Here is a 24,971-nt window from a genome sequence, read left to right on the forward strand (position 1 = left end):
TCTCACCCCTTCAAAAGATATAGGTTCCCCATGCAGGAACCTTCATTCGTATTCGTACATTCGTATCTGCTCATTAGAAACAGCTTACAATACCGCTTCTTAAAATTCCAATCTGCCAGAGTCCTTCCTAGACTCAGTCCCAATAGATTGACGAATCATGTAAGGTAACTATATAGTAGGGAAAGGCTTTTTCTAATTGGGATATTTTAACTGGTAGGAGCGATCCTTATGCAACAACAACGTTCATTACAAGCCTTTATATCGCGTCCCCTTCTAGTACCGGCTCTTCTATTCGTTCTAGCTGTGGGCCTGCGCCTGGTCTATGTCTTCGTGACCAGTACCCAGAACTTTCTTGAGGGAGATGCCGGGCGGTACTTCACCATGGTTGAACAGCTGCTGACCGATCAGATTTATGGGTATGGCAGTGAGAAGTCCAATGCCCGTGTAACTCCGGGCTTTCCTTTGTTCGCTTATTCCATCTATTCGATTTTCCCGTTCACCCCGAACGTCTTCAGATGGGTACATATTCTAATTGGTGCAGCCACCGTTTTCCCGGTATATTCGTACGTAAGTTCAGTGTCACGTCCCTTACTGGGCTGGCTCGCCGGGTTATTCGTCGCTGTATATCCGCCCTTTATCTATATGACCAACCTCTTCCTGACTGAGACGCTGTTCATCTTCCTGCTCACTCTATTCTTCGCCAGCTGGCAGTGGATGATGAACAAGCCTTCAGTCTGGTCGGTCATTCTGAATGCGGCAGTGCTCAGCTGGGCTATTCTAACCCGGCCGGGAATGCTGCCGATCCTGATGATCGCTGTGCTCTTCCTGCTGTTCACCAGGCCTGCAAGACGCTTACTCATTCCTTATCTGTTAACCGTAGGTGTCTGCTTCCTTCCATGGACACTTAGAAACTGGATTATACTGGACGAGTTCACCCTGCTTGCTTCCGACAGCGGTAATGCCCTATTATCCGGTGCCTATCCGTTCTTTCAGGAGAACCCGGACTATAAGGAAATGTACAGCCTCGGTATGAGCCAGACACAGTATGGAGTAAGAGTGATTCTGAAGGGATTTAAGGAACATTTCCTGCAGTATCTAAGCTGGTTCTCCTTCGGCAAGCTATACTATATGTTCAAGTCCATGTGGGTCAGCAGCACGCTGAACTTCCCGCAGCTCTATATGTATGGCGGAGTCCTACTCCACTATCTGACCTTACTGCTGTCTCTGATCTCGGTCCCTTATCTGCTTATCAAAAAGAACTTCCTTGCATTTGCCTTCACAGGAATGCTGCTCTTCCAGTTGCTCTTTATTCCGACTGCCCGTTATGGCGCACCTTTCATACTCCTGATGGTGTTGCTGATCTGCTCAGCAGCATATACGTTCTGGATCAACCGCAGCCGGAAGCCGAATTACAAGCTGCCTGCTGGATCAGCGAGTTAAGCGCTGCAATGGACTCGATCATAACGGGACTGCAGTATGGCGGAACGAAGAATCGCGGAACGAATTACTGCGAAGCTTGGTTTACACAAATAAAAGTCTCCGGCCGCGTCTTCTAGCGGACGGAGACTTTATACATTTCACTTCAAATTCGTAGAGACTCCGATACGATTTCAGTCCCTCTACCCCTTCTTAATGCCGCCATAACAAAAAACAACCCTTAACCGATTGGTTAAGGGTTGTTCGTATCTGTAATAAGTTATTACAGTTTTACAACGTTCTCAGCTTGTGGTCCACGGTTGCCTTGAACAACGTTGAACTCAACGCGTTGGCCTTCGTCCAAAGTTTTGAAGCCTTCACCAGTGATTGCGGAGAAGTGTACGAATACATCGTCGCCACCTTCAACTTCGATGAAACCGAAACCTTTGTCTGCGTTAAACCATTTAACTGTACCTTGTTGTGCCATGTGTATTACCTCCAATAATTTATTTAACATGTTTCTTTTTATTCTTTAAAATAAAAAATTCACACATTGTAAAAGGTTCATGCATTTGTATGATAACCCTTTACAATGTGTAAATGAGGTTAACGCGCTCAAGTAACCTCATTATAGCTTATCCATTTTTAAAAAGCAAATCGGTCCAAAGAATTAATTTCTCAGGTTGGAATCACTTGTACATCAGCTTGTTTACCGCTTACATGAATTCCTGAATTCGGCCGTCCCAGAGGCTTCAAATCGCGGAGGAGCTCTTCCAGAATCGCCTTGGCCGCTGCCCCCTCCTTGCCCGAGATCTTAACCACAAGCTGAACGGAGTCGCCCGTTTTCAGGATGCGCTCAGCCTGCTGCTTCTTGGTCTCGTAATCATGCTCCTCAATGCGCGGGGTCAGCCGAATCTCCTTAATCTTGGAGGGCTGATTCTTCTTGCGCTCCTGTCCAGCTTCCTGCTTCGCGGCCCCTGCCGACATCAAGCGGCATGGCGGCGGGCTGCTCATCATGGAAGTACAGACCAGATCCACCTTAAGCCGCTTGGCCATGGCAAGCGCTTCAGATGTAGGCATAATTCCGAGGTCCTCGCCGTCCACACCGGTGAGCTGGACCTCGGAAGCCTTTATTTTATGATTCAAAATCATTGTGATACCACCTGACCTTTGGCTATAATATACGTTACCCAATATTAAAAGGAGTTATTCCACATGAGCCGTAAAGAGATCGAAGAACAAATCATACAGAACTATCAGCGTGACGAGCAGATGATGATCCTGATATTCGCACAATGGTGTGTGAATCATGAACTAGACCCGGCAGAATTGTATGGGCGGGCTTATCCGCAGCAGACGGCCAACACGGCCCTGCAGCAGGGAATTGAACTGACAGTCCCCAAGGAAGAAGCCGGCGAGATTCCGCACGATACCCTGTTAAGCGTCTTGTCCCTGTATGGGAACGAGGACCTTGCGTTTGTCGTTACAGAGGAGATCGAGAAGCTGCACAGGAAGAATAAATAATAATAGCTATAACGCCTTGCGCACGCTCAAAATATACTTGGCCTGATCGAGCGGATTCACCCCTCGCCGAGGCCGCTCCGCTTTAATATCTGCCGGACACTCCTCATAACCGTCAAAGGAGGTCAGGATCGTGCCTCTGCCTTTCGTGAGCGAACCTAAGACTACCGGGTATTCAAGCGATTCGGCCAGCGGCACCCGGCCTTCAATCGTCATCCGGTCACTGCGGAGCTCGGGCGCACCGAATACGGCCCGCATCTGCACAAGGTCGTTCATGACGCGCCCGCCGAATTCCTCGGGGACGACGATGCGGAACTTAAGAACAGGCTCCAGGAGCCGGGTTCCTGCCGCCGCAAGTCCGTTCATCAGTCCCATCGGTGTGGCTACGGCAAAGTCCAGCGGATGCGTGTGCCAGACATGGTGCTGACCTTCCACCAGCGTAATCTTGAGGTCCGTCACTTCCCAGCCGTACAGCCCCTGCTGGAGTGCTTCAGGCACCCGGCGGGCCACTTCATTCTGGTACTGCGGCAGCAGATCCTCGGTACGGACAACGGCCGAGTATTGAACGCCGCTCCCCCGCTCTCCGGGTTCAATAAGGAACCGAAGAATCGCCCAGCAAGGCTTGGGCATCGTGTAAGCGATGTAGCCCTCTGCCGATTGTATGGGCGTTTCTTTGTAGATCACGGACGGCTGGCTGAAGGTTACGTTCAGCCCGTATCTAGAACTCAGCAGGCTCGTCAGCATCTCCAGCTGAATCTGCCCCATAATCTTCACATGCAGCTCCCGCTCATCCTGCAGCCACTGCACATCCAGCAGCGGGTCTTCATCGGACAGCTCCTGAAGCGCCTGCACCACACCTCTGTAATCCTGTTCCTTCTCCCACAGGGCTTGAACTGTAAGGAGCGGCACGGCAAGCCGCGCTTCCTCCGGAATCGCTTCAGGGCTCCCCAAGATATCACCGATCTGGACCCCGGCCAAGCCGCAGACCGCGGCAATATCCCCAGCTTCAAGCAGGCCCACATCCTCGGAGCGGCTGCCCTCAACCCTTCGGATCTGGGTAATCTTCTCCTGTATCTGCCGGGTATGATTGCGGATCACGTCTCGGTTTCGCATAGATCCCTCGTACAATCTGACAAAAGCCATTCGGCCCATCGTCTTATCCCGCTCAATCTTGAATACGACACCTGACACCGGAGCTTCTGGGTCTCCGCCTGGTCCCGGCAGATAGGCTGTAATCGCATCCATTAATGCATGGATACCCATCCCACGGGCAGAGGCTCCGAATAAGACCGGATAAGCAGCACCGCTGCGGCTGAGTCTCTCCGCTTCCGCCTTCCACCGGTCAAGCGGGAGGCTGTCTCCGTTAAGGTAATATTCCAGCAGCGCCTCATCCTTGTCGGCCACCGATTCAATCAGAATCTGCTGAGCTCCTGGATCAGCCTCGCTGCGCCACAAGTCATTCACCTCTCTGAAGTCCTGCTCACTCCCTACCGGAGCCTGAACAATCAGCAGATCCCGGGAGAGATACCGGCGAATGTCTTCCAGCACACGGCCCGCATCGGCTCCGATCCGGTCCATTTTGTTCACATACAGAAGGGTTGGGATGTTCAGCTTACGGAGCGCACTCCAGATCAATTCGGTCTGTGCCTCCACCCCTTCCACGGCGGAAATAATAAGCACTGCACCGTCCATCACACGCAGGGAACGCTCCACTTCCGATAAGAAATCGACATGCCCGGGTGTATCGACCAGATTAACCCGAACGCCTCCCCACACATAAGAGGTCGCAGCAGCTCGTACCGAAATCCCGCGTTCCTTCTCGATATCCAGCCAGTCGGTTACGGCTGTACCTGAATCCACACTGCCAAGACTGCGGATACGTCCGCTTTCGAACAGGATATGTTCCGTAGTAGTTGTCTTGCCTGCATCCACGTGGGCGAAGATGCCTACATTTCGCCGATTCTCGGAGGGGTTGCTCATAGGAATATTCCTCTTAGTCCCTTTCGACGAGGTACTTGTTCGTCATGTAGTGGGCATCGCCTTTATTCGTCTTCACCGGCGGCTTCTTCTTGTCCAGGAAGACAATTTCCTTGCATTTGGTGCAGTACCATTTAGTCCGGTAATAAGGGGACTCTGTCGTATACGTGGTGCCGCATTTACAGTCAATATGAATCCAGACCGAATTCTTCTTGAACTCCTCAGAAAGTCTGTTGTAGACCACTTCCTGCTGCTTGGGAAGAACCACTTCACGGTAGCTGGAGAAGACATTCTGCACTTTGAAATCAGCGACCAACTCTGGGTTCAATCCGAAAAACTCTTTGCCAATCTCGGTTACAAACTTAGTGTTGCTTCTATAACTGTCCAGCCACTCACCAATCTGGGCCGCAGAGAGGGGGACAGTTCCTTTTACTCCGCTGTTCAGTGTGTACGTCATTATATGTAAATTATCCTCTTGTTTGCCCGAATACATTATTATACCTCCACTAAAAAACCGAATTAGGGACCAATCCCTTTGGACAAATTCTTGCACCTCGTCTTTGATTCATTCCATATGACTATTACACATTAATGTACCACTAAGTAGGTTCTAAACAAAGTCCGTTTATGTTGGAAAAATCATACTTCTCTTTCTGGGAGATCTATTAATATAGGTATGAGCCGCCGAAAAAGTGATCCAGACACCAAGATAACAAAAAAAAGAAGAACACGCAGAGTGCTCTTCTTCTTGAAGAAATGAACGATGAATTAGTAAGCCAGGGCGAATAGGCCGTGGATATGGGACAAGTAACGAATGTTACTCGCTTCTTTCATCAGGGACGCCGGAGTTCCCTTCAAGCGGGTCTGATTCGCACCCAACATCGCAATTCCGTCTTTACGGCCAAGGCTTCCAAGCGTACCGGAGAATACCGGGTTGAACGCTTCAAATGGAGCACCTTTGATCATAGCAGACAGGTTGTAACCAATGGTCTCGCCCATTTGCCATGCCAGCTGAGCTGTTGGAGGATAAGGACGCGCGCCTTCGCTTGGAATGACAACCGCACTGTCCCCAGCGATGAATACATCTTTGTGGGAAGTCGATTGAAGAGATTCGGTAACCGATGCACGGCCGCGGTTAACTTCGATGCCGCAGTTCGCAACAACGGAATTCCCTTGAACGCCGCCTGTCCATACCAGTGTTGAAGTTTCGATCGAACGTCCATCTTTCAGGATAACCGATGTCGGCTTCATTTCAGTAATTGGCACGCCAGTTACGAACTGAACGCCGCGCTTCTCAAGGCTGGTTGTTGCGCGTTCCACAAGCTCCGGCGGGAATCCTGCCAGAATCGAAGGACCTGCCTCAACACAGTACAGAGATACTTCATTGAAGTCGATCCCTTTTTGACGACAGATCTCAGGAAGCTCATCCGCGAATTCACCAACAAGCTCAACGCCAGTCAGACCGCCGCCGCCAATCACGAACGTAGCATCCGCTTTGTTCTTGGATTGCTTGTAAGCATTAAGTCTTTCTTCCACATGAGCGCGGACACGGTTCGCATCATCCACAGATTTCAAAGTGAAGCTGTACTCCTGAAGTCCAGGGATTCCGAAGAATGCAGTCTCACTGCCCAGTGCGATAACAAGTGCATCGTATCTGAGCGTATTTCCGTTGCCAAGAACGACTTGCTTGTCATCCGGCTTGATGGTTTGAACTGTATCAATCACCAAATTCACATTCTTGCCTTTGAGCAGCTTCTCAAGCGGAAGTGCAACTGCTTTCTCATGAAGATTGCCTGCAGCAAGGCGGTGAAGTTCAGTAATAATCTGGTGTGTCGGGTAACGGTTAACTACGGTAATGTTCGCTTCATTCGCATCAAGATACTTACGTGCAGTCAATGCGCTCAGCAATCCGCCGTAGCCGCCGCCCAAAATCAAAATTTGCTTTGACATATCCATCCTCCGTTCTGAATTGTGTTGGTTTGAATTAACGGTGTCCTTTTTGACGATCGTTCAGCGTGTCCAGGAAAGCCTGGGCGAAACGAAGTGATTTCTGCACATTTGGATCTTTAAGGATTTTGAGCAGGCCAAATACGCCGATCGTTGAAGTGTCGGCTTGTGCACGCTCGTTAGCTTCGATTGCTGCAGCAGCAACGCCCTTAACCTTACCTACTACTGGAGTAGCGAATTCTGCGAACCCGTGCTTAAGATCGTTAACGAATACCGGATCCTTGGCGATGCTTTGTGCGAAGTCATAAGCTGTAGTAAGACTGCTCATCATTTCCGTGAGCTTTGGCAGCTGGTCAACCAGCACCAATAGGGATTGCTGTACCTCCGGCTTCATCAGCTGATCCAGCAATTCTTTACCAGCTTCAGGAGATACCGCTTGAGCAGCAACTGCCTCCTCAGCAGCAGATGTCTCTTGTTGATTAGAAGTTTGTGACATTTGGAACTTCCTCCTTTACATTGAATTATACAGCGTGAATTTTGGAACAAGAGTTAGGCTACCCATCTTCAGTTCACTCTGTATAGCAGTCCGTTATTTACGTAATACCTGCAAAGACCTTACTAGTCCGGCTGAATAACCGGGCATAGGCAAGGGACTGTTTCTTAACGTCTCCGAGAAGTTGAACAGGCCGAAACGGAACTCTATACCTCTATATTACACCACTTGTCAAAGAACTGAAAAATAATTTTCATAATATTTCAAATATCGCAATGAAATTTAGCTTAGACATGCTACAATTTGGTCATAATGTGCGTGACACATGTGACAAATTAATCCAAGGAGGCGTTAGATTTTATGAAACAAGAGGCCCTGCTCCGCCTTCTTTTTGCTATTGTACTCTTCACGCTTGTCCCGTTTCTGTATGAGTACCGTCTGGTTGCATCCCTATTCACCGTAATGGGCATTTACTTCGTGGTTACAGGGGCATCCAAATTCACCAAGAAACGTCCGAAATAATAAATTCACCTGGCTTCTTACCCGGTATTCTAGGTTTCCCTGAACCCGGTAAGGTATGCGTGTGCCGCACTCATTTTGGTCAAAAAAATAAACGGCCCTCTCTTCTCGGAGCAGGGCCGTAAGTCGTTTAGTTATGAGCGTATGCCTCTTCCAGCGTGTCCATGAATATTCCAGTATAAGAGATGGACTGGGCCAGCTTCTGCATTTGACTCTTGGCAATGACGGAAGAAGGATTAACCATCAGGATCTTCTTGAATCCATTGGACATGTACAAGTTGAAGCAGCCTTCAAGCACCGGCAGCATGTCCTGCTTGGATACGGACAGGTCTGTCGAATCAATAATCAGATTGTACTCGGATGGCTTAATGGAATTCACATTCTCCTCATATTCTTTCAGGAACGCCTCGGCCTCATCAGGCTTCATGAATCCTCCTACTGTAATAACCAACGCTTTCTCAGCTTGCTTCTTCTCAAATTTAAACATGATGTTTCTCCTCTGCAAAATAATATTTTAGTCTACTTGCTTAAAATTGATATAAAAGTGCGGACATCGTATAGCCAATTCCCACCGAGCAAAAGACGACCTTATCTCCAGGTGAGATTTTACCGGATTCAATAGCTTCCTCCAGCGCGAAGATCGGGCTCGTCACCCCGGTATAACCGTACTTCTCGCCGACAAACGTATATTTATCCAAACCTGCATCCATCTTCACCAGCGTCTCTTCAATCTCCGGACGGGAGAACTGGGAGAATAACCAGTGATTCACACCCGCAGCATCCATTCCGTTTCGCTCCAGCATGACCGAGATCATATCTCTCCACTCATCCGAGAAATAGCTGACGTCATGCGGAATGAACCGGAGTCTCTTGTCCGATTCCTGCACGCCTTCACTAAATATCTTGGACAGGCCTACCGCCGGGAAAGTCACCGTATCCCCAAGCTTGGAGTCTGTCTTATAGTTCGCATCCAGGAAACCTCCGGGAATGTCCTGCTTCTCCAGGATGACTGCCGCCGCCCCATCCGAGAAATTCGGATAGACTACGGTATCGTCCTTGCGGGCAATGTTGCTGACATGTACACTGCCTACAATGAGAGCACGCTTGATGAAGCGATTGCCCGACAGGTACTGACGCACCTGATCCATGGCCGTGAGCATTCCGATACAGTTCGTATTCAGATCATAGACAATATGGGCATTCACCGCCCCGATCTCCCTGTGTATCAACAACGCGTTACTTGGGTAGGTATATTCAGGCGTATCAGATACGAATACCACCATATCCAGCTCTTCCGCAGATACCTTCGATTCAGTGAGCAGCTTCTGCGCTGCCGCTACCCCCATGGTCAGTGAATTCTCATCCTCGGTACTGACTAGATATCTGGTCTTTCTCCCAAGGTGATTCATAAGACTTTCCGATTCCAGGCCCTGTTTGTTAAAATGCTCAACGAAATAAGCATTGTCGTAGGCCGTAGACGGATGGTAGGTTGCAATTCCCTTGATGTGAATCTGCTGCACGTGATTAACCTCCTAATATAGTAGGTCTCTCCTTATTGAACCCAGACAAAAGGCCTACTCCGAAGAGTAGACCTGAGGTTATAAAACCTAGTATTCATCCTCCTGCTGGTAACCGGCTGTCTTAGCGAAATGCCTTAGACCCGTGGCTTTGCGTCCTTGCCTTTCAGCAAGTTTGCCTTTTTCAAGTTAGAGAGTTTTAGACCTGTTTTGCCATTCTATTATAGTTCTATTTTCCTGCTTTGTAAATAAAACCCTAGTATATTTCATAAAATTTCCCTAGAGTTGCTAACCCTAATCCGGTTCCTACCCAGGAAAGTGTAAAAGCGGAGCGGTTCGGGGTATTATTATAGGTGTGTGAACTATTGAATGGACTGGAGTGATTCAAAATGGAACTTACCGGGAAGAATGCCTTGATTACGGGCGCCGGAAAGGGAATTGGGCGAGCCGTAGCTATCGCCTTGGCCAAAGAAGGCGTGAATCTTGGCCTGATTGCCAGAACCGAATCGGACCTGAAGGACCTCGCTCAGGAGCTGCAGAACGAATATAGCATTAAGGTCAGCATCGCCCCTGCGGATATCTCCAATTCCGCTGAGGCTGAATCTTCCGCTGCTAAGATCAAGCAGGAGCTTGGATCGGTGGATATCCTGATCAACAATGCGGGAATCGCCAAGTTCGGAACCCTGCTTGAGATGGATCCCGAGGAGTGGAAAAGAATTCTCGATGTGAACGTGATGGGGACTTATAACGTCACTCGGGCGGTGCTGCCTGATCTGGTCGCTCAGAACAGCGGCGACATCATCAACGTAGCTTCTACAGCAGGGGAGCGCGGCTTTGCCACAGGCTCAGCCTACTGTGCATCCAAATTCGCCCTCATGGGCATGACCGAGTCGCTGGCCCAGGAGGTTCGCAAGCATAACATCCGCGTCACCGCCTTGACGCCGAGCACGGTCAACACCGACCTGGCTTCGAACGCCGGACTCAAGATCGGCGATGAAGACCGCATGATGCAGCCGGAGGATGTGGCGGATCTCGTGCTCGCTGCACTGAAGCTCCCTGCTCGCGTCTTCCTGAAGACTGCCGGAATTTGGACGACGAATCCGCAGTAAAGAACGGATTGGGCCCAACGAGGGGCCCTCTGGGAACGGCGATGCATTGCAAAGTAACAGGCTATGAAGTCAGGAGTCGTTGCCACCGGTAACACCGTGTAGTAATATGGGTATAAAGATAACAAGCGTAAGATAACATAAAATAAGGGACTGGTGGCGACCAGTCCCCGGTACAACAACTTGAGTGGGGTTACTCCTCCACGGTTGAAGTTACAAGCGGAAGAAGTGACCTGCACGGTTTGCCGACCTGGAGCAGGTTACTTCTTTTTTCGTTCGATGTAGGTCAGCAGCGCGACTATAAACGCAGCAAAGCCAATAACATCTGCAAAAGAGAAGTTCATACGCCTCACCTCCTTTCCGGAGGAAGGCGCACCCACTCAAGGTGTGTTGTACATGCCTATTATATCAGACCGTTCCTTTTTATGGGTGCGGTCTTCGTTTGTGTCTTCTGCTTATATAGATGACTTCTAAAGCGGTCATGCCTATTTCTGACCTGTTACAGGAATCCTCTTCGACCAACTAAGGCCTCCTGAATCCTGCATATAAGTCACTACGATAAAAGTATTGTCCGGACTCGCCAGAGTCGCGTCTTTCGGAGTGAAATACATGGGCGTAATCGGATAGCTGGCCTTCAAGTAGGCAAAGCCCATGGAATTCTTAATTAAATCCCATTGTTCAGCAAATCCGGCTTTCTCAACCTCCTTCTTAACAAGGGCCAGACTCGCTGAGCTGCTGCCGATAGAGAAGTCATCTGGATTGCCAGATACATGCGTTCCTGATCTAAGAACGGAATAGGCGCAGATCGGGTATACCATGACCGTGTAATGATCGGCTGTAAGCGGGATATTCTTTTTATTATCAATTTTCATCTGGATCGCCTGCTTGTAGAACGTATTGGTCGGTATATCGGTCCCGGGCAGTATGGAGTTAGGATCTACATCTTGGAGATAAGCTTGAATCACAATATCATCCGGATGAATATGCATTACCACTGTGGTTTTGGTTAACCAATATGTAAAGATAATGACGACTAATAGAATCAGAGTAACACTGAGAATTCCCCTTTTATGGCTCAAAATAAACCTCCCTCGTTATCAAGAAAGCTCAACATGAATCTGTATCCAAAATTAGGATATTATTACATTATACAGCTTATTATGGGGCGGTCTACTGGTATTTTTACAAGGGATGAGATTATTTCAAGCAAAATAAAACAGCCCCAGTCCGGTTGAATCCGAACTAAGGCTGCTAGAATCTTATTGTTCATAACGATCTGCTTGAAGCGATCCACTGTTATGGGTTAAGCTCTTTCACGGTTGTTAATTCCCGCGAGGAATTTGATGCTGTACAGTGCGCACAGTCCGACAATCACGTATACCAGCCTGGATAACCCGCTATCCGCTCCTCCAAAGATCGCAGCCACCAGGTCGAATTTGAATAAGCCTACGAGAAGCCAGTTGAGTCCGCCAACGATCAGCAGAACAAGAGCAACAGTATCTAATGTTTTCATATCTCTAACCCTCCATCCTATCCGATTTGCAAATCAGGTATCTTCATGTATTATCTTTACCCATCAAGGACTTTCCTAAACATATCCAATTCCTCTACCGAAAGGAGTCATACCTATGACCACTTCAGAAGCAATCTCCTTGCACTTCAGTGATGACGGGATCATCCCAGGCAATCCGAACCTGCCTGTTCTTGTGTATCCGGAAGCACTTAAGAGTAATCCCCGGGACACCGAGGCTGTCTTCAATTCCCATGGCTGGCTGAACAGCTGGACGAACGGTGTGTTCGATTATCACCATTACCACAGCAACTGCCATGAAGTGCTTGGCGTTACCCGCGGCACCATCATGCTTCAGCTGGGCGGCGAACAGGGGCGCAAGATCCAGCTGAGCGCAGGAGATGTCGCCCTGCTTCCGGCCGGAACCGGGCACAAAAAGTTATCCGCAAGCGCCGACTTTCAGATCGTCGGCGCTTATCCAGGCGGCATGGAATATAACACACGCCGGGCAACCCGGGAGGATCGGCAGAAAGCGCTGGCCGAGATTCCGCAGGTGCCGATTCCGGATACAGACCCGGTCTATGGCAGCGTTGGGCCTGTCCACACGCTGTGGAGGAAGGGAACACGTAGTGGATAAATAGGTTATGCCTTGTGGATACATGGCCGGTATGAGCAACCGCGTATTCTGCAGGACGGTTCTAACAAGTCCATTGGCGAGTAGTGCGGGTTATGGTATTTACATGAGGAATTGATTCAGCCATAGCCAGCGGAGAGAAGAACGATTGTGGACAAGCGGCAGCGCTCGCCTTTGTGTTCGGATATCTTCCGCTGGCCCATCATCAGGATATCCGAACACAATAAGCGATGGGAGCAACGTTCTGATCGGAGCGGATCGAGCGCTAACTGGACTCTGAGGACAAAAACCGAGAACATTCGAATGCGCAGTGTATCGTTTACCTAGATTACAACAAAGGGCTATCCCATCGTCATCTTTTAATGACTTATGGGATAGCCCTGAAATTGTTAATCTCATATTCGCTTTCTTAAGGGACAAACTGCTGCACGATCTTGATTACTTGACCATCCTTAATCGTGATGTGATAAGGGAAGGACCGTACGTCCATCAGCTTGGAATTGCGGTAGATCGACTGGAATTTCTTAAGCGTTACATGCTCATTCCATTTGATGTCGATGTCCTCCATCTTGCCAGTGCGATCATAAATCTGCATCATGACCTTGGCATTCGCTGCTACCGAGTAACTGACCGTGCGCTTGCTGTCATTGGTAATGTAGTAGCCGTCGGGTGCTCCCCCGATCTCTTTATAGGCTTGGGGCTCACGCTCCTTGAACTTTACATCCGCGTCCTTGCCCATATACCAGCCAATCGGGTCCACGGTAATGCGCACCTTGCCATCCACACTTTTCATTTGCTTAATGTATACGGTTCTCGTCTGCGTCTTGGCTGCATTCTTGGCTGCTGTTCCTGTTGCTGAGGCTACACTTGACGTACTAAATACGGTAAATACGGCTAAGCTGAATAAGGTAACAATTATTGCTAATGATCTTTTCACAATGCATCCCTGCCTGTTTATATAATGGTATATCATTCAATAACCAATTTAACGCGCTTCAAACGCCTGATCGGTGATTTCTCCTTTAATTATATATGTCCATTTCTGGAAATAGATCACAATATCGTTACAGAGAAACGCCTGATTTGTCATAAATGCAGGTCACCCACACGACTAAATAAAACAACCGCGCTATAGCCCTAGCGCGGCGAATTTGTAAGTATAACGGTAATGCTTTGATCCAGCTCATCATCCCATTCCATGAAGCAATCGGCGATTGTCCGGCCCAGGGCACTGCTCATCTGACTACTGCCTGTTATGTAGCCCTTTTCGAGCCGCCTCTTCACATCCCTCAGAAGCTCTCCACAATTCAGTCGGATCAATTCCTTCTCCAGCTCACCGAGGACCCCTCTACGCAAGATGAGCAGCGTTCTCGGATTAATCTCGTAGGAGGAAACCTCCAGCGGCTCCTTCTGCACACGCCCGCTGATCCGCATCAATTCTCGTTCGGTCTCTGATTTCCCAGGATAATCCTTCGGTTGGGGTTCGGTAACGCCTATGACTTCTGGAAAAATAGCAACCAGCATTCCGTTCTTGCTGCCAAAATCCCAATCATAATAAAGCTTCTCCGGCTCTAAGCCGAGCACGAGCTTGAGATAGCTTGTAATCTCGGGGACAACCCGCTGCATAATCTGGTCTCTGATTTGACGGATAATAGATTCATGATTCTGTTCCAGCAATACACGCTCTGAATTGATCAGGAAGTTTCTCAAGTAAATCGTAGTGAACTTATGGCTGATCGAGACGACAACGGATTCAGGTCCTTTACCGAAGTGCTCTCTGAATACTTTTCCTGTAAAACTTGCGATTAGCTGATATAGCTGCTGAGATTGTATGTGATCCATTAACAACAGACTCGCCTACAGCTGCGGCCAGCCAAGCCTATGCTGAATTACGGGCTTTCGTACTTAAATGCTGCAGCGAGTCATTCTATCCCTCCCTTAGCAAAACATAAAAAGGCCTAACATCCCTGTTCATAGAGAGGTTAGGCCATGAAATTGACTTTTATCCTAAGATAGATTCATTCATTTACCTGACAATATAAAGTTCACATTCTGCTGATGAGACATGATCCGTCAATCCAGTAAACTGCGAGCATTGGGGTTAGCCTGCAACTATCACTAACATATACACGCAGTCCCAACTATAATAGCACATTCTTCCTCAGAATTAAAACGTCTATTATATGACGGACTTAGAAAGTTACCACTAGAATTATTTTAGTCTAACTATTGCTAGCGTGCCGCCGCTTGGTGAAGTGAGTATTCATTCAGGGTCATCTTCAGACCATCTACGATAGTATGAACGGGTTCCCAATTCAGCAGCGTTCTAGCCTTATGATTACTCAGCAGACTGTGAACTATATCTCCCTCTCTGGCCGCCTGATAGTCCGGTACTGTATGTAAGTCGCTGAGATCCCGGAGGATATCGAACAATTCCTGAATCGTCAGCGGCTTCCCGCTGCTGATATTCATCACTTCTCTGGAGCCTCGCCAAAGGGCGGCTGCATTGGCTGAAGCCACATCTCGCACAAATACGAAATCTCTGGAATGCTGCCCATCCCCGTAGATTGTAGGGCGCTCGCCCGCAAGCATCCGATTCACAAAGGAAGCAACCACCGCTCCTTCTCCCTTCACCGTCTGCCCGGGTCCATACACGTTGGCATATCTTAGAATGGTGTAATCGAGACCGTATTGCTTGGAAAAGAATTCAATATACTTCTCCGAAGTCAGCTTGGAGAGTCCGTAGAAGGAGAGGGGATCTACCTCATGATCCTCCTGAATCGGGAGGCAGAGCGGATTGCCGTAGACGGCTGCCGTAGAAGAGAAGACGATTTTGCGGACATGATAATCCACACACTGTCTCAGCACATTGACCGTACCCAGAATATTGTGCTGTGCATCGAGGTAGGGATGATTCAGAGAGCGCTGCACACTGATCTGACCAGCCAAATGAATAACCGCATCCGGCCGCTCCGTGCTGAAGATCTGCGAAAGCTTCGCCGAGCCGATATCCATCTGATACAAAGTAACTCTCTCATCAAAGTATGACTTCGTCCCGTCCTCCAAATAATCGATAACCACAACCTGGTGGTTCTGTTCCAGCAATGCCTCAACCGTATGCTTACCAATAAACCCGGCGCCGCCAGTTACTGCGATCTTCATTGAATCTACTCTCCCATTCTTATAAGTACATGAACATGGAATGAACGGTACCTGACGATATCTCATCCATGTGAGTCGATTCAATGTATGAAGACGGCAGTGAAAATATGACTTTTATTTCATATCATATATTTCTTTCATCTGCGTTAAATCAGGTATCCAGTAATACAGGTCCTTCTTGACCAATGGATCGTAGAACTTGTCACTATGTCCCGGAATTTGATAGTATTTCATATCTTCCATCTTCATCTCTTTGGCCAGCAGGGATAAGCTTATCATATCGCTGTCGCTCAGATTCGTATCTACAATATCCTCTCTCACCTGCTTGATGAGAGCTGGAAGATTCGCAAGATTCGCCGGCTGCAGCAGGGTCCGCAGAACGCTCTTCAACACCAGGGCCTGATTCTGCTGACGCCCCTGGTCGCCTTCCGCAAGCGAATGGCGCTCCTGTACCAGCTTCAGCGTCAAGTCCCCATTCAGCCGCTGCTCGCCTGCGGGCAGTGTCAGGTGAGCATAGGTTAGCTTCACCGGGGCAGGAAGCGTGACATCGAGCCCGCCCAACGTATCAATGAAATGCTCGAACCCTTCGAAGTTGGTCTTCACGTAATAATTGATTGAGCAGCTGCACAAGTTGCTGACAGCCTGAAGGGAGGCCTTCGTCCCTCCATGATTGCCGCCGCCATGAAGCTCTCCGAGCAGATGGGCATGATTAATCTTCGTATATCCCACGCCCGGAAGCTGAACCCGGGTATCCCGCGGAATTGAGACAAGACTAACTTTTCCCTCGTCAACGTTAACCCTGGCCAGCATCATCACATCGGTCCGGGAATCCTCACTTCCCCTGGCATCAATGCCCAGAATCAGAATAGTAAGATTCGTCTGCTCCAGGCCGGACCTGCTCTTCTCCTTCATCTGGGAAGGGCCCGCAGAGGCCGCTGCTGCCAGTGACCCGGTGCCAGAAGGTTCCGTGCTCCGGCTACCTGCTCCTGCTCCCGCACCCGAGTCGGGAGCAGCCAGCACGGGAATCTCGGAAGAACGGAAATGATGCGCGGGCTGAAGGGACCAGTAGAAGGCATAGCCCCCAAGGGCCGTGCAGAGCAGGAACCCGGCTATCAGCATGTATACTCTGCGTTTTCTCATCTACTGCCCTCACCTCCTTAGCCTATTCAGCAGCGGTATTATCGGCAGCCAGCCTGCCACCTTGCCCCGTCCATGGGTCCATGGTGGTTCTCACCTTAACCATGAAGCTGTTTGGACGCGGCTGGCAGCTCAGCAGCCGCAGTGTTCAGCATTTGCTCCAGGCCAAGCCCCGGAGCATTCGTCTCCGCCCGGACTCCCCGGGACTGCTCCCGCTTCAGGACCACCATAATGGTCTGGAACAGAATGCGCAGGTCGAGCAGCGGGGAATAGTTCTTGATATACAGCAGGTCATAGCGGAGCTTATCCTCAGGGGAGGTCGTATAGTTCGCCTTGACCTGGGCAAGACCTGTCAGACCCGGCTTCACCATAAGCCGGTACGTATAATGCGGCAGCTCCAATTTGAAGGCCGAGATGAAGAAGGCGCGTTCGGGGCGGGGGCCGACCAGGCTCATATCGCCTTTGAGGACATTGATCAGCTGCGGCAGCTCATCGATCCGGGTGGCCCGGATGAAGTGGCCCAGCCTCGTGATTCTGGCATCCCCGTCCCCGGCAAGGACCGGCCCCGTACTCTGCTCCGCATTGTCGATCATGCTTCGAAATTTGAGCAGATGAAAGGGCTTCTCATGGAGCCCTATCCGTTCCTGAACGAACAGCGCTCGACCCTTCGAGGTCACCGGAATGAGGATGAACATGAGCAGCATCACCGGCGAGGCGGCCAGCAGCAGTAGTGACGAGATGAAGAGGTCGATAGACCGCTTCATGATGCGCTCGAGCAGGGTGAGATGTGGCGGCATGATGGAGTAGACCATGAGATCATCAAGCTGCTGAGGTTCGGCATTGAAGAGCGACAGCTCGTAAAAGTCCGGAATTAGCAGCACCTCGATCTGCCGGGTCCCGGCCGTACGAATTAGGGATGATTTGGTCTCTGCAGGCAGAGCGTGAGCGAGGAGGGCTGCATCAATGTCTTCCCACATGCTGCCTGGCGGCGCATCTTCGCCCTCACCCATGGCGATGACGTATTGAATATCGAGCCAGGCGCTGCCCTTGGTAAGCATTTGCTCCAGAAGGAGGATATCCGAATGCTCCCGGCTTACCACGACCATGGCTCTTTTGCGACCCATACCCCTGGACTGAATGAAGAAGATGAGCAGACGCAGGCCAAAAGTAAGGATAAGCTGGGTGAAGAAAGCAATAATCACCACACTGCGGGGCAGGCTGAAGGTCTTCAGCCAATAATTCAGCACAATAAGTTCGGCAACAAAGACAAGATGAGCAAGCACGAGGTTATACAGATAGGCTGCGGGTTTCTGGCGCCCTGCGAAGTCGTACAAGTAGAACATATAATAAGGCACTACGGTAAACAGACCGAGCCAGGGGGCATAATCGAGAAAAGAGCTCCATTCGGGCTGAGGAATGTCTCCGCCAAATATGAGCTTGTAAGCCAGCAGGTAGCTGGCATAGACAATGAAGCAGTCCAGCAGCATTATGAATACTTTCATGCCCTTGAAGCGAAACAGCCTGATCATCTGGAATGCGCAGCCCCTCTCTCCCTGGTTCTATCTTCTGCCAAAAGTCCGCCATACATCTCTCTCATCATGGAGCGGATCAGCTTCAAATCATACCTTGAAGCCATCTTTCCGCTGCGCTCCCCCATTCGCCATCGAAGCTGCGGGTCCTCATACAACTCCTGCAATGCGGCGGCGGCCGCCTCGGCGTCATCAACCGGGATTACATAACCGTTATCTCCGTGAATGACAAGGTCTCTGCTGCCGCGCACGTCCGTTGCGAGGATCGGCTTCTCAGCCGCAAGTCCCTCCAGCAGCACCTTGGGAAGGCCCTCCCGTCTGGACACCAGAGCAAGCACATCGGCCGCCTGCATCAGCTCCTGAATATCCTGGCGGTAGCCAAGGAACTTCACCTGTTCCTCTACTCCAAGCTGTTGACACAGCTTGATGAGGCTTTCTTCCTCGGTCCCCACGCCCGCAAGCAGCAAATTGGCAGGCACCCCCCGCTCAGCAAGCCTATGTACGGCATGAATAAGCTGCTGTTGATTCTTGTTCCGGTTCAGTTCGGCGACACAGAGTACAATTAGCGCTGCGCTGCTGATGCCCAGCCCGCGCCTTAGCTCCTCCGAATTCACATCCGGATTCGGGCTTAACTCATTCACATCCACACCGACGCCAGGCAGGTAGATGAGCTGTCCACGCACGGGGAAGCTGCTAGCCCGGTCGTAATCCTCCTGGTTAATCGTAATCAGGCTGTCTGTGAATCTGGACATGAACCGTTCCAGCGGGTAATAGATCAGCCAGGCAAGCCTGGAGGCCCCGGTATGGAAATGAAACCCGTGGGCGGTGTATACCACTCTCCGGCAGCCTGCCAGACAGGCCGCAATCCGGGTGATCAGGCTGGCATTCGGCGTATGCACATGGATGAGATCATATTTCTCTCTGCGGAGCCATCTGATCATCTGGAATAGGGCCCGCACATTGCCCCAGGACAGAGGCCTGCGGCTGAAAGGAATATCCCTGCATTCAAAGCCCCCACTACTGACCTTCTCCCGTCTGGGATCAGGGCTTCCATAGGCGTGGACTTCAAAGCCCTCATGCCGGAGATCCTCCATGAAAGGGAGGTGAAACGCAGCCAAGTGGGAATACACCGTTGCCACATAAGCAGCTTTTCTAGGAACTTGTTGACTTGCTTGCCTCTTGCCCATAAAGGTTCTCCCATCGTTCAACAATCGTATTTATATTAAAATGGCCGCTAACATATTCCCTTCCGGCACGGCCCATTTGTGACCGAATCTCTTGGGGCTTGGTTATCACCTTGATCATGCACTCGGCCAGCTGGCCTGGATCGGATGCTTCAGCAAGATAACCGCTGACGCCGTCATGGACCACTTCCTTATTCCCGCCGACATCCGTGGCCACAATCGGCAGCCCGCTCGCAGAGGCCTCCAGCAGAACCATCGGCAGGCCCTCCCACTTCGAGGACATCAAGTAGCCATCTGCCGCACTCATCAGGCGGGTCACGTCTGTGCGCATGCCAAGGAACAGCACGGACTGTTCCAGCTGAAGCGTCCGGCACAGCTCTTCAAGCCGGGAACGCTCCGGGCCGATGCCGGCGATCAGGAGATGGCTATCCGGGTAAGTCCGAAGCGCCTCCGCGAAGGCACGGAGCATTGTCTCGTAATCTTTCTCCGGGACCAGTCGGCCCAAGGCCAGCCAGACGAACTTGCCTTCCAGATTCATCTCGCGGCGCAGAAGCAGCCGCTCCTGCCCGGACCTGTTGAAATGCTCCAGATTGATGCCGTTCGGGATAAAGGTAATTTTGCGGCGGGGGGCGGCTTTAATTTGGATATACCGGTCTACCGCCTCCTGGCTGACATGGGTCATCAGATCGCAGAGCGGATCCGTCAGTCGGTACAGCAGATTGCGCAGCCGTCCCCCCTCATTAATGCTGTGCGCGGTACAGATCAGCAGCTTCATCGGCACGAATAAGCGGGTTACCCGGGCCAGTAGGTTGGCATGGACCATATGACTGTGAACCACGTCAGGCTGGAAGGAGCGAATGAGTCTCCGCAGACGGAAGATTGCTCTGAGGTCGGGGATCCCTTTTCGCATGTTCAAGGAGTTGACCTTGACGCCCATCTCAGCCAGTTCATCCAGATAGGCCACAGGCCGCACCATGCTGATCAGCTGAACCAGGTATCCCTTGCTCCTAAGCGATCTGCACATGTGTACGAGCTGGCTCTCAGCGCCGGCATAATCAAACCCTGTAATAAGATAAAGCACCCTCTTCACTTCGTCCTGTCTCCTCCCTCTGCCTCGCGGGCACGAATACTAGGGACACAAATGCGATCAGCATATATTCGTAGTTATAGCCAAAGTCACCGCTGAGCAGGGCACAGCCGAGCGACTGAAGCAGCAGCACCATCAGCACCGGATGGCTTCTCGCCGACCATAACGAGAACAGATAGGCCACTCCCCACATGAACAGCCCGGCAATGCCCAGCTCACTGGCCATCTCTATAATGACATTGTGCGGGAACTCATCCTGAACAGGCGGGGTATTGCCTCCAAGACCCGAACCGAAGAAGGGATGATCCTGAAAAACCTCAAATGCCTTAATCTGCAAATCCATGCGTCCGAGAAAATTATCATCCCCCTTCAGCTGACTCTGGCTGAACAGCACCGTGAACCGACTGCTGCCCACGAGCTGCCCCAGCTGATCCGCATAGAGGCCCGCAGCGCTGACAGCCAGCAGAGCTGCTCCTGCGATTACAGCGGTGTACCGCTTCAGCTTGCGGAACTCCCCGCTCTTGTACTTTTTATACAAGAAGTAAGCCAAGATGAGCAGGTTCGCAGCGACAAAAGAGGCAACCGGCCCCCTCGACTGCGTAGCGAACGCAGAGGTCAGGGCCGTCCCGAGCGTGGCCAGCCTAATCAGCCAAGGGATGTTCCTCCCCCAGATGGCGACCGCGGCCGCCATGAGCGAGATTCGGGCATTGAAGATCGGATTATCCCCGGGAAGCGTTAATCTTCCGGGATACTCCGGATTGTATTCGCCGAACAGGAGATGGGTCGCCGCATAGGCAAGCCCGAACATGGCAACTACGGTCCAGGAGAGCTTGCCGTGTCTTTTGTAGACGATATAGGTGTACAAGCCGGGAATAACCGCCCTGGTCATCAGCAGAAGTTCCTTGGATAGGCCGCTGGAGTTCATCGAGGCCCAGGCAAAGGACACGGTGCAGTAGCCGAAGAATAGAACCCACAGCCATAGGCCTTCATTGCTGAACATTTCCTTGAGAATTGCGGGTTGTTGGAATAGAGCAATAAGCACGAGAAGAAGGGGAGCACCCACCAGGAGGATCAGGGAGTTAATTGGAATGTACTGCTTGTAGAAATAACCGATTGCATCGAAAAAAATGCTGAAGCCGAGCACATAACCCGCATCAAGCTTAAGCCCTAGCTGAAGAATGCACTGCACGCCGAAGACCAGAATCACGAAGATCAGCAGGATAATCAGAATGAGCTGGACGTTCACGATCGTTCACCTTTTTCCCTGATCAGCTTCATATAACTGAGCCTCTGCGACTCCTTCACCCGGGTATCCAGGTGGCTGATTGCCTTCCTTGGAACCTTTCTCCTCCGCCAAGCGCTGGCGAAAGCATCGATCTGTGCAAGACCGTCCCTTACATTGCCGGGACTATTGGGCAGCTGGAGTATGAACGGCACCGGCTCCGGGAAGTCCGTCTCCTCATAAGCTGTAATTACAGGCAGGCCGTTCGCCATGTACTCCCTGACTTTCAGCGGCGAAGCCTCCTTCATCTGCTTCCGGTAGAGCGCAAGCGTACCGATCGCAAGGTCCGCCCGTTCCAGCAGCGGCTGGTAATCCTTGCGGGCGAGTCTGCCGTGGAAAGTCATGTTCACGGGCACAGGCGCAGGCAGCCCTGACGCATCGACCCCGATGAGGTCGAAGCTCCACTGCGGTCTAGCCTTTGCGAGCTCAGCAATCGCATCGACACCATGCCAGGCTTGGCCTGGGGAGCCGATGAAGACAAGCTGCACAGCATCGGCGGCTGCCGGGCTTTGTTGTACAGACGGGTCGCCTAGCTGCCGGGCCGGAGGCTGGTTAGGGTGAGGCATCTGATGAAACTGTTGCAGATGCTGGGATTGCTCGGGATGATGAGTCAGATCAGAATCATTAGGCTGTGGCACAGGCTGGAATTGCTCGGGCTGATGAGGCTCGTAGGGCCGCTCGCGTTCCTGATGCCCGAGCTGCGCAGACTCCTGAAGCTCCCGCGTGGGTTCCCGCCCGGACGGCCCGGGCTCATCAAGAACCAGCAGGCCGGCCATGACTCCTGCAGGCCCGGGTGCACCAGAGGCGGGAGCCACAGTTGCACCCGAAGCGTGTGCCTCGGACGCGCTGAAGGCAAGGGTCTCGGTTGCACTAGAGGCGGGTGCTTCAGCTGCGCCAATGGCGGGAGCCTCCCCATACCCGCCATCCCTCCTGGATAGGCCATCAGCAGCGGTCTGTGCAGAGACCGCTGCAGGCGCTGGGGGCGCGCTGGCAAGGCTTTTGCTCACCAGAAAATCATCCAGATTAATGCCATTGCCAATAATTGTGCTGATCTGCGTATAGCGGCTGAACTCCGGCACTTCGGACAGCTCCCTGCTTACGAATACAGTCCCCGCTGCTGCTTTCAGCACCCGGGCACGGGTCAGCCGGTGAAAATGATAGCGCAGATCCTTGTCCATCCTCATTTCCGTCAGATCGTTGCTGTTGATCTCAAGTACCGAGGAGAATTTCCTGAGAAGTGCTGGAAGAGAGTAATAATAATGGTCGAAACGATGATACAGTACATCCGGCCCCCACTGCCGGACCCGCTGGGCCAGCTTTCGGAAATCCAGCAGACGGGACAAGCCTCCTTGATAGGATTGGACAACCACTTCTACACCGCCGAGCTCACGACCCCACTCCTCCCCGGTTCCGCTTGTGAACAGGAAGAGCGCCACCCGGTGGCCAAGCCGCGTCCACTCCGAGATCTGGCCGGCTACCTTTTTGAATACGCCGCTGCGGGGACCTTCATTCCAATGGACTAAGTATGCGATTCTCACTGGACACTCACCTTCTTCGGATTGTGGATGCTGAGCTTCTCAAGACATGCCTGGTAAAGTTCCCTGTCAGAGGACCTCATAAGCTGGCTGTTATGCCACAAAAGCGTGAAGTCCCCCTGGTATTTGGCACACTGCTTGTAGTAGTGAAGAATGGTCCGCAGCGCCTTTTCCCCGGTCAGGCCCATATAGCTCTGATGTACAATCGTCTGATCCATGACGATCAGCGGACGTTCACGAAGCTGAAGCGGCTGCCGGGTCCGCAGATTGAACACGGGAAATTCATAACATACCCCGCACCGGAATCCAGCTAGATCGGCATAAATCAGGGTGCTGTCATAGTGCAGACCCGCATCCTCCCAGTGCTGCCAGGTATCCGGAGCCCGCCATCTGAGGTAGTGCTGTCTGCCGCCCCACACCTGCTGGGAGATTCCGCATTCCTCGGCCGTACTCCGCAGGATGTCATACTGTCTGCGAATTCGCTCCGGATTCAAATAGGTCTGATAAGCCGGATGCAGCCCGATCTCGTGCCCGCGTGCATGAATTTGTCTCAGCAGGCTGCGAATATTCGGGTCGGCCATCTGGTAATTGCCATCCATCCCCGGTTCAGTCTCCTGAGTAATGAAATAGAAACTGCTGCGGATTCCGTGCCGTTCGCTAAGATCCATGAGCGACTCAAATGTGTTAAAAGGATCTGCGCTTAAATCACGAAGACCCCGGCGGAGCATACCCGCCTTTTTCAGAGCCGATTCTGTATCAAAACGCCGGAGCACATCTCCAGCACTTTCCTTCGCTACACTGAGGAAACTGCGCCCGTATACGAAGAATGGCGCGTCTACATCATGACTGATGAGCCTCCTGAACTCACGGTTCTTCCTTCTCAGCTCCGGCCACAGCCGGTGGAGGCAGGCGTAAAGGATCTCGACGTACTCGTTGACAATCGGACGATCCAGAAATCCAGCCTGATAAGCCACCGAGCTGTAAGCCGTGAAGCGGTCATGCTGGTCCCGTTCTGTAACCACCAGCTCCTCGTACCTGGCAAGCATGAAAAGGCAAGCGCCGAACAGGTCGATCCCGCACGTAATTTTGTCTCCATCCGTATGGATAAAAGTCCCCTTTCGGTTGGGCCTGCCGTACAATACAGGAACGGCGCCGAATCCGGGAATTACCGCTTCATCCAGGGGCAGCTTCGGCATCGAAGCCGGCTCCAGCCACTCTGCATCTTCCGTTCGAAGAAGCACATCGGCGATAATCAGCTGAGCTCCGGCCGAGCCCCCGATTCCGGCTCCGGTGATCTCAATATCCTCCCGCTCTTCGTAGGACACGAAATAATCCAGACCAAGGAACTCTTCAAATATAACCTGGTAGATATACTCCCTTTCCGGCTTGCGCTCTATTGGAGAACGTAGCATTAG

25 protein-coding genes and 1 riboswitch are annotated in these 24,971 nt (G+C 51.4%); of the genes, 5 read left to right on the forward strand and 20 right to left on the reverse strand.

Annotated elements, in window-relative coordinates; translation table 11 throughout:
* Window positions 1-228 precede the first annotated feature (228 nt).
* Window positions 229-1,440 (forward strand): glycosyltransferase family 39 protein, encoded by a 1,212-nt coding sequence (locus EJP77_RS07285; RefSeq protein ID WP_127198559.1) that lies wholly within the window; start codon window positions 229-231, stop codon window positions 1,438-1,440.
* A gap of 259 nt (window positions 1,441-1,699) precedes the next feature.
* On the opposite strand, the gene EJP77_RS07290 is transcribed toward EJP77_RS07285, so the two are convergent.
* Together EJP77_RS07290 and infC are read right to left on the reverse strand one after the other, a co-directional pair.
* Window positions 1,700-1,903, reverse strand: coding sequence for a cold-shock protein (locus tag EJP77_RS07290; RefSeq protein WP_068620988.1), 204 nt, complete (start codon window positions 1,901-1,903; stop codon window positions 1,700-1,702).
* Window positions 1,904-2,094: 191 nt separating this feature from the next.
* Window positions 2,095-2,568, reverse strand: coding sequence for a translation initiation factor IF-3 (infC, locus tag EJP77_RS07295; protein ID WP_127198560.1), 474 nt, complete (start codon window positions 2,566-2,568; stop codon window positions 2,095-2,097).
* Window positions 2,569-2,631: 63 nt separating this feature from the next.
* Here infC and EJP77_RS07300 point away from each other — a divergent pair, with 63 nt between their 5' ends.
* Complete coding sequence (locus EJP77_RS07300; RefSeq protein ID WP_127198561.1) at window positions 2,632-2,940, forward strand: hypothetical protein; 309 nt, start codon at window positions 2,632-2,634, stop codon at window positions 2,938-2,940.
* Between the two features lie 6 nt (window positions 2,941-2,946).
* Here the strand turns inward: EJP77_RS07300 and EJP77_RS07305 are convergent, their stop codons facing one another.
* From EJP77_RS07305 to EJP77_RS07320, 4 genes are all read right to left on the reverse strand, one after another.
* On the reverse strand, window positions 2,947-4,917 hold the full coding sequence (locus EJP77_RS07305) for a GTP-binding protein (protein ID WP_127198562.1): 1,971 nt from the start codon (window positions 4,915-4,917) through the stop codon (window positions 2,947-2,949).
* A 13-nt stretch (window positions 4,918-4,930) separates the two neighbouring features.
* On the reverse strand, window positions 4,931-5,407 hold the full coding sequence (locus tag EJP77_RS07310; RefSeq protein ID WP_127198563.1) for a hypothetical protein: 477 nt from the start codon (window positions 5,405-5,407) through the stop codon (window positions 4,931-4,933).
* 275 nt (window positions 5,408-5,682) lie between these two features.
* The gene (locus tag EJP77_RS07315) at window positions 5,683-6,864 is read right to left on the reverse strand and encodes an NAD(P)/FAD-dependent oxidoreductase (protein ID WP_127198564.1); all 1,182 of its coding nucleotides are present in this window, start codon (window positions 6,862-6,864) and stop codon (window positions 5,683-5,685) included.
* 34 nt (window positions 6,865-6,898) lie between these two features.
* Window positions 6,899-7,357 carry a DUF1641 domain-containing protein gene (locus tag EJP77_RS07320; RefSeq protein ID WP_127198565.1) on the reverse strand — a complete coding sequence of 153 codons (459 nt, stop codon included), beginning with the start codon at window positions 7,355-7,357 and terminating at the stop codon, window positions 6,899-6,901.
* A 357-nt stretch (window positions 7,358-7,714) separates the two neighbouring features.
* Between EJP77_RS07320 and EJP77_RS20610 the strand changes: the two genes are divergently transcribed.
* Window positions 7,715-7,876 carry a hypothetical protein gene (locus EJP77_RS20610; RefSeq protein ID WP_185897227.1) on the forward strand — a complete coding sequence of 54 codons (162 nt, stop codon included), beginning with the start codon at window positions 7,715-7,717 and terminating at the stop codon, window positions 7,874-7,876.
* Between the two features lie 127 nt (window positions 7,877-8,003).
* Here EJP77_RS20610 and EJP77_RS07325 read toward each other — a convergent pair whose 3' ends face one another.
* Window positions 8,004-8,360 (reverse strand): hypothetical protein, encoded by a 357-nt coding sequence (locus EJP77_RS07325; RefSeq protein ID WP_127198566.1) that lies wholly within the window; start codon window positions 8,358-8,360, stop codon window positions 8,004-8,006.
* A 40-nt stretch (window positions 8,361-8,400) separates the two neighbouring features.
* Window positions 8,401-9,393, reverse strand: coding sequence for a ketoacyl-ACP synthase III (locus EJP77_RS07330; protein WP_127198567.1), 993 nt, complete (start codon window positions 9,391-9,393; stop codon window positions 8,401-8,403).
* A 104-nt stretch (window positions 9,394-9,497) separates the two neighbouring features.
* A riboswitch (cyclic di-GMP riboswitch) is annotated at window positions 9,498-9,580 on the reverse strand.
* 199 nt (window positions 9,581-9,779) lie between these two features.
* On the opposite strand from EJP77_RS07330, the gene EJP77_RS07335 reads away from it, so the two are divergent.
* Window positions 9,780-10,499: a 3-ketoacyl-ACP reductase gene (locus EJP77_RS07335; RefSeq protein ID WP_127198568.1), complete on the forward strand. Its 720-nt coding sequence runs from the start codon at window positions 9,780-9,782 to the stop codon at window positions 10,497-10,499.
* Between the two features lie 482 nt (window positions 10,500-10,981).
* Here EJP77_RS07335 and EJP77_RS07340 read toward each other — a convergent pair whose 3' ends face one another.
* Window positions 10,982-11,575, reverse strand: a complete 594-nt coding sequence (locus EJP77_RS07340; protein WP_127198569.1) for a hypothetical protein — start codon at window positions 11,573-11,575, stop codon at window positions 10,982-10,984.
* Window positions 11,576-11,799: 224 nt separating this feature from the next.
* Window positions 11,800-12,009, reverse strand: a complete 210-nt coding sequence (locus tag EJP77_RS07345; protein WP_127198570.1) for a DUF378 domain-containing protein — start codon at window positions 12,007-12,009, stop codon at window positions 11,800-11,802.
* Window positions 12,010-12,124: 115 nt separating this feature from the next.
* Here EJP77_RS07345 and EJP77_RS07350 point away from each other — a divergent pair, with 115 nt between their 5' ends.
* The gene (locus EJP77_RS07350; protein WP_127198571.1) at window positions 12,125-12,643 is read left to right on the forward strand and encodes a cupin domain-containing protein; all 519 of its coding nucleotides are present in this window, start codon (window positions 12,125-12,127) and stop codon (window positions 12,641-12,643) included.
* 406 nt (window positions 12,644-13,049) lie between these two features.
* On the opposite strand, the gene EJP77_RS07355 is transcribed toward EJP77_RS07350, so the two are convergent.
* From EJP77_RS07355 to EJP77_RS07400, 10 genes are all read right to left on the reverse strand, one after another.
* Window positions 13,050-13,577, reverse strand: coding sequence for a hypothetical protein (locus EJP77_RS07355; RefSeq protein WP_127198572.1), 528 nt, complete (start codon window positions 13,575-13,577; stop codon window positions 13,050-13,052).
* A 200-nt stretch (window positions 13,578-13,777) separates the two neighbouring features.
* Window positions 13,778-14,482: a Na-translocating system protein MpsC family protein gene (locus EJP77_RS07360; RefSeq protein WP_127198573.1), complete on the reverse strand. Its 705-nt coding sequence runs from the start codon at window positions 14,480-14,482 to the stop codon at window positions 13,778-13,780.
* A gap of 390 nt (window positions 14,483-14,872) precedes the next feature.
* Window positions 14,873-15,802, reverse strand: coding sequence for an NAD-dependent epimerase/dehydratase family protein (locus tag EJP77_RS07365; protein ID WP_127198574.1), 930 nt, complete (start codon window positions 15,800-15,802; stop codon window positions 14,873-14,875).
* A gap of 114 nt (window positions 15,803-15,916) precedes the next feature.
* Window positions 15,917-16,942, reverse strand: a complete 1,026-nt coding sequence (locus EJP77_RS07370) for an LCP family protein (protein ID WP_127198575.1) — start codon at window positions 16,940-16,942, stop codon at window positions 15,917-15,919.
* Between the two features lie 95 nt (window positions 16,943-17,037).
* Window positions 17,038-18,468, reverse strand: coding sequence for a sugar transferase (locus tag EJP77_RS07375; RefSeq protein ID WP_127198576.1), 1,431 nt, complete (start codon window positions 18,466-18,468; stop codon window positions 17,038-17,040).
* Complete coding sequence (locus tag EJP77_RS07380; protein WP_127198577.1) at window positions 18,465-19,655, reverse strand: glycosyltransferase family 4 protein; 1,191 nt, start codon at window positions 19,653-19,655, stop codon at window positions 18,465-18,467. The genes EJP77_RS07375 and EJP77_RS07380 overlap by 4 nt, the downstream gene beginning before the upstream one ends.
* Window positions 19,621-20,742, reverse strand: coding sequence for a glycosyltransferase (locus EJP77_RS07385; RefSeq protein ID WP_221886003.1), 1,122 nt, complete (start codon window positions 20,740-20,742; stop codon window positions 19,621-19,623). Before EJP77_RS07385 ends, EJP77_RS07380 begins: the two co-directional genes overlap by 35 nt.
* Window positions 20,708-21,985: an O-antigen ligase family protein gene (locus tag EJP77_RS07390; RefSeq protein ID WP_127198578.1), complete on the reverse strand. Its 1,278-nt coding sequence runs from the start codon at window positions 21,983-21,985 to the stop codon at window positions 20,708-20,710. Before EJP77_RS07390 ends, EJP77_RS07385 begins: the two co-directional genes overlap by 35 nt.
* On the reverse strand, window positions 21,982-23,559 hold the full coding sequence (locus EJP77_RS07395) for a glycosyltransferase (RefSeq protein ID WP_127198579.1): 1,578 nt from the start codon (window positions 23,557-23,559) through the stop codon (window positions 21,982-21,984). Before EJP77_RS07395 ends, EJP77_RS07390 begins: the two co-directional genes overlap by 4 nt.
* Complete coding sequence (locus EJP77_RS07400) at window positions 23,556-24,968, reverse strand: polysaccharide deacetylase family protein (protein WP_127198580.1); 1,413 nt, start codon at window positions 24,966-24,968, stop codon at window positions 23,556-23,558. Before EJP77_RS07400 ends, EJP77_RS07395 begins: the two co-directional genes overlap by 4 nt.
* Window positions 24,969-24,971 lie beyond the last annotated feature (3 nt).

Source organism: Paenibacillus zeisoli (genome assembly GCF_003994465.1).
GTDB classification, from domain to species: Bacteria; Bacillota; Bacilli; order Paenibacillales; family Paenibacillaceae; genus Fontibacillus; species Fontibacillus zeisoli.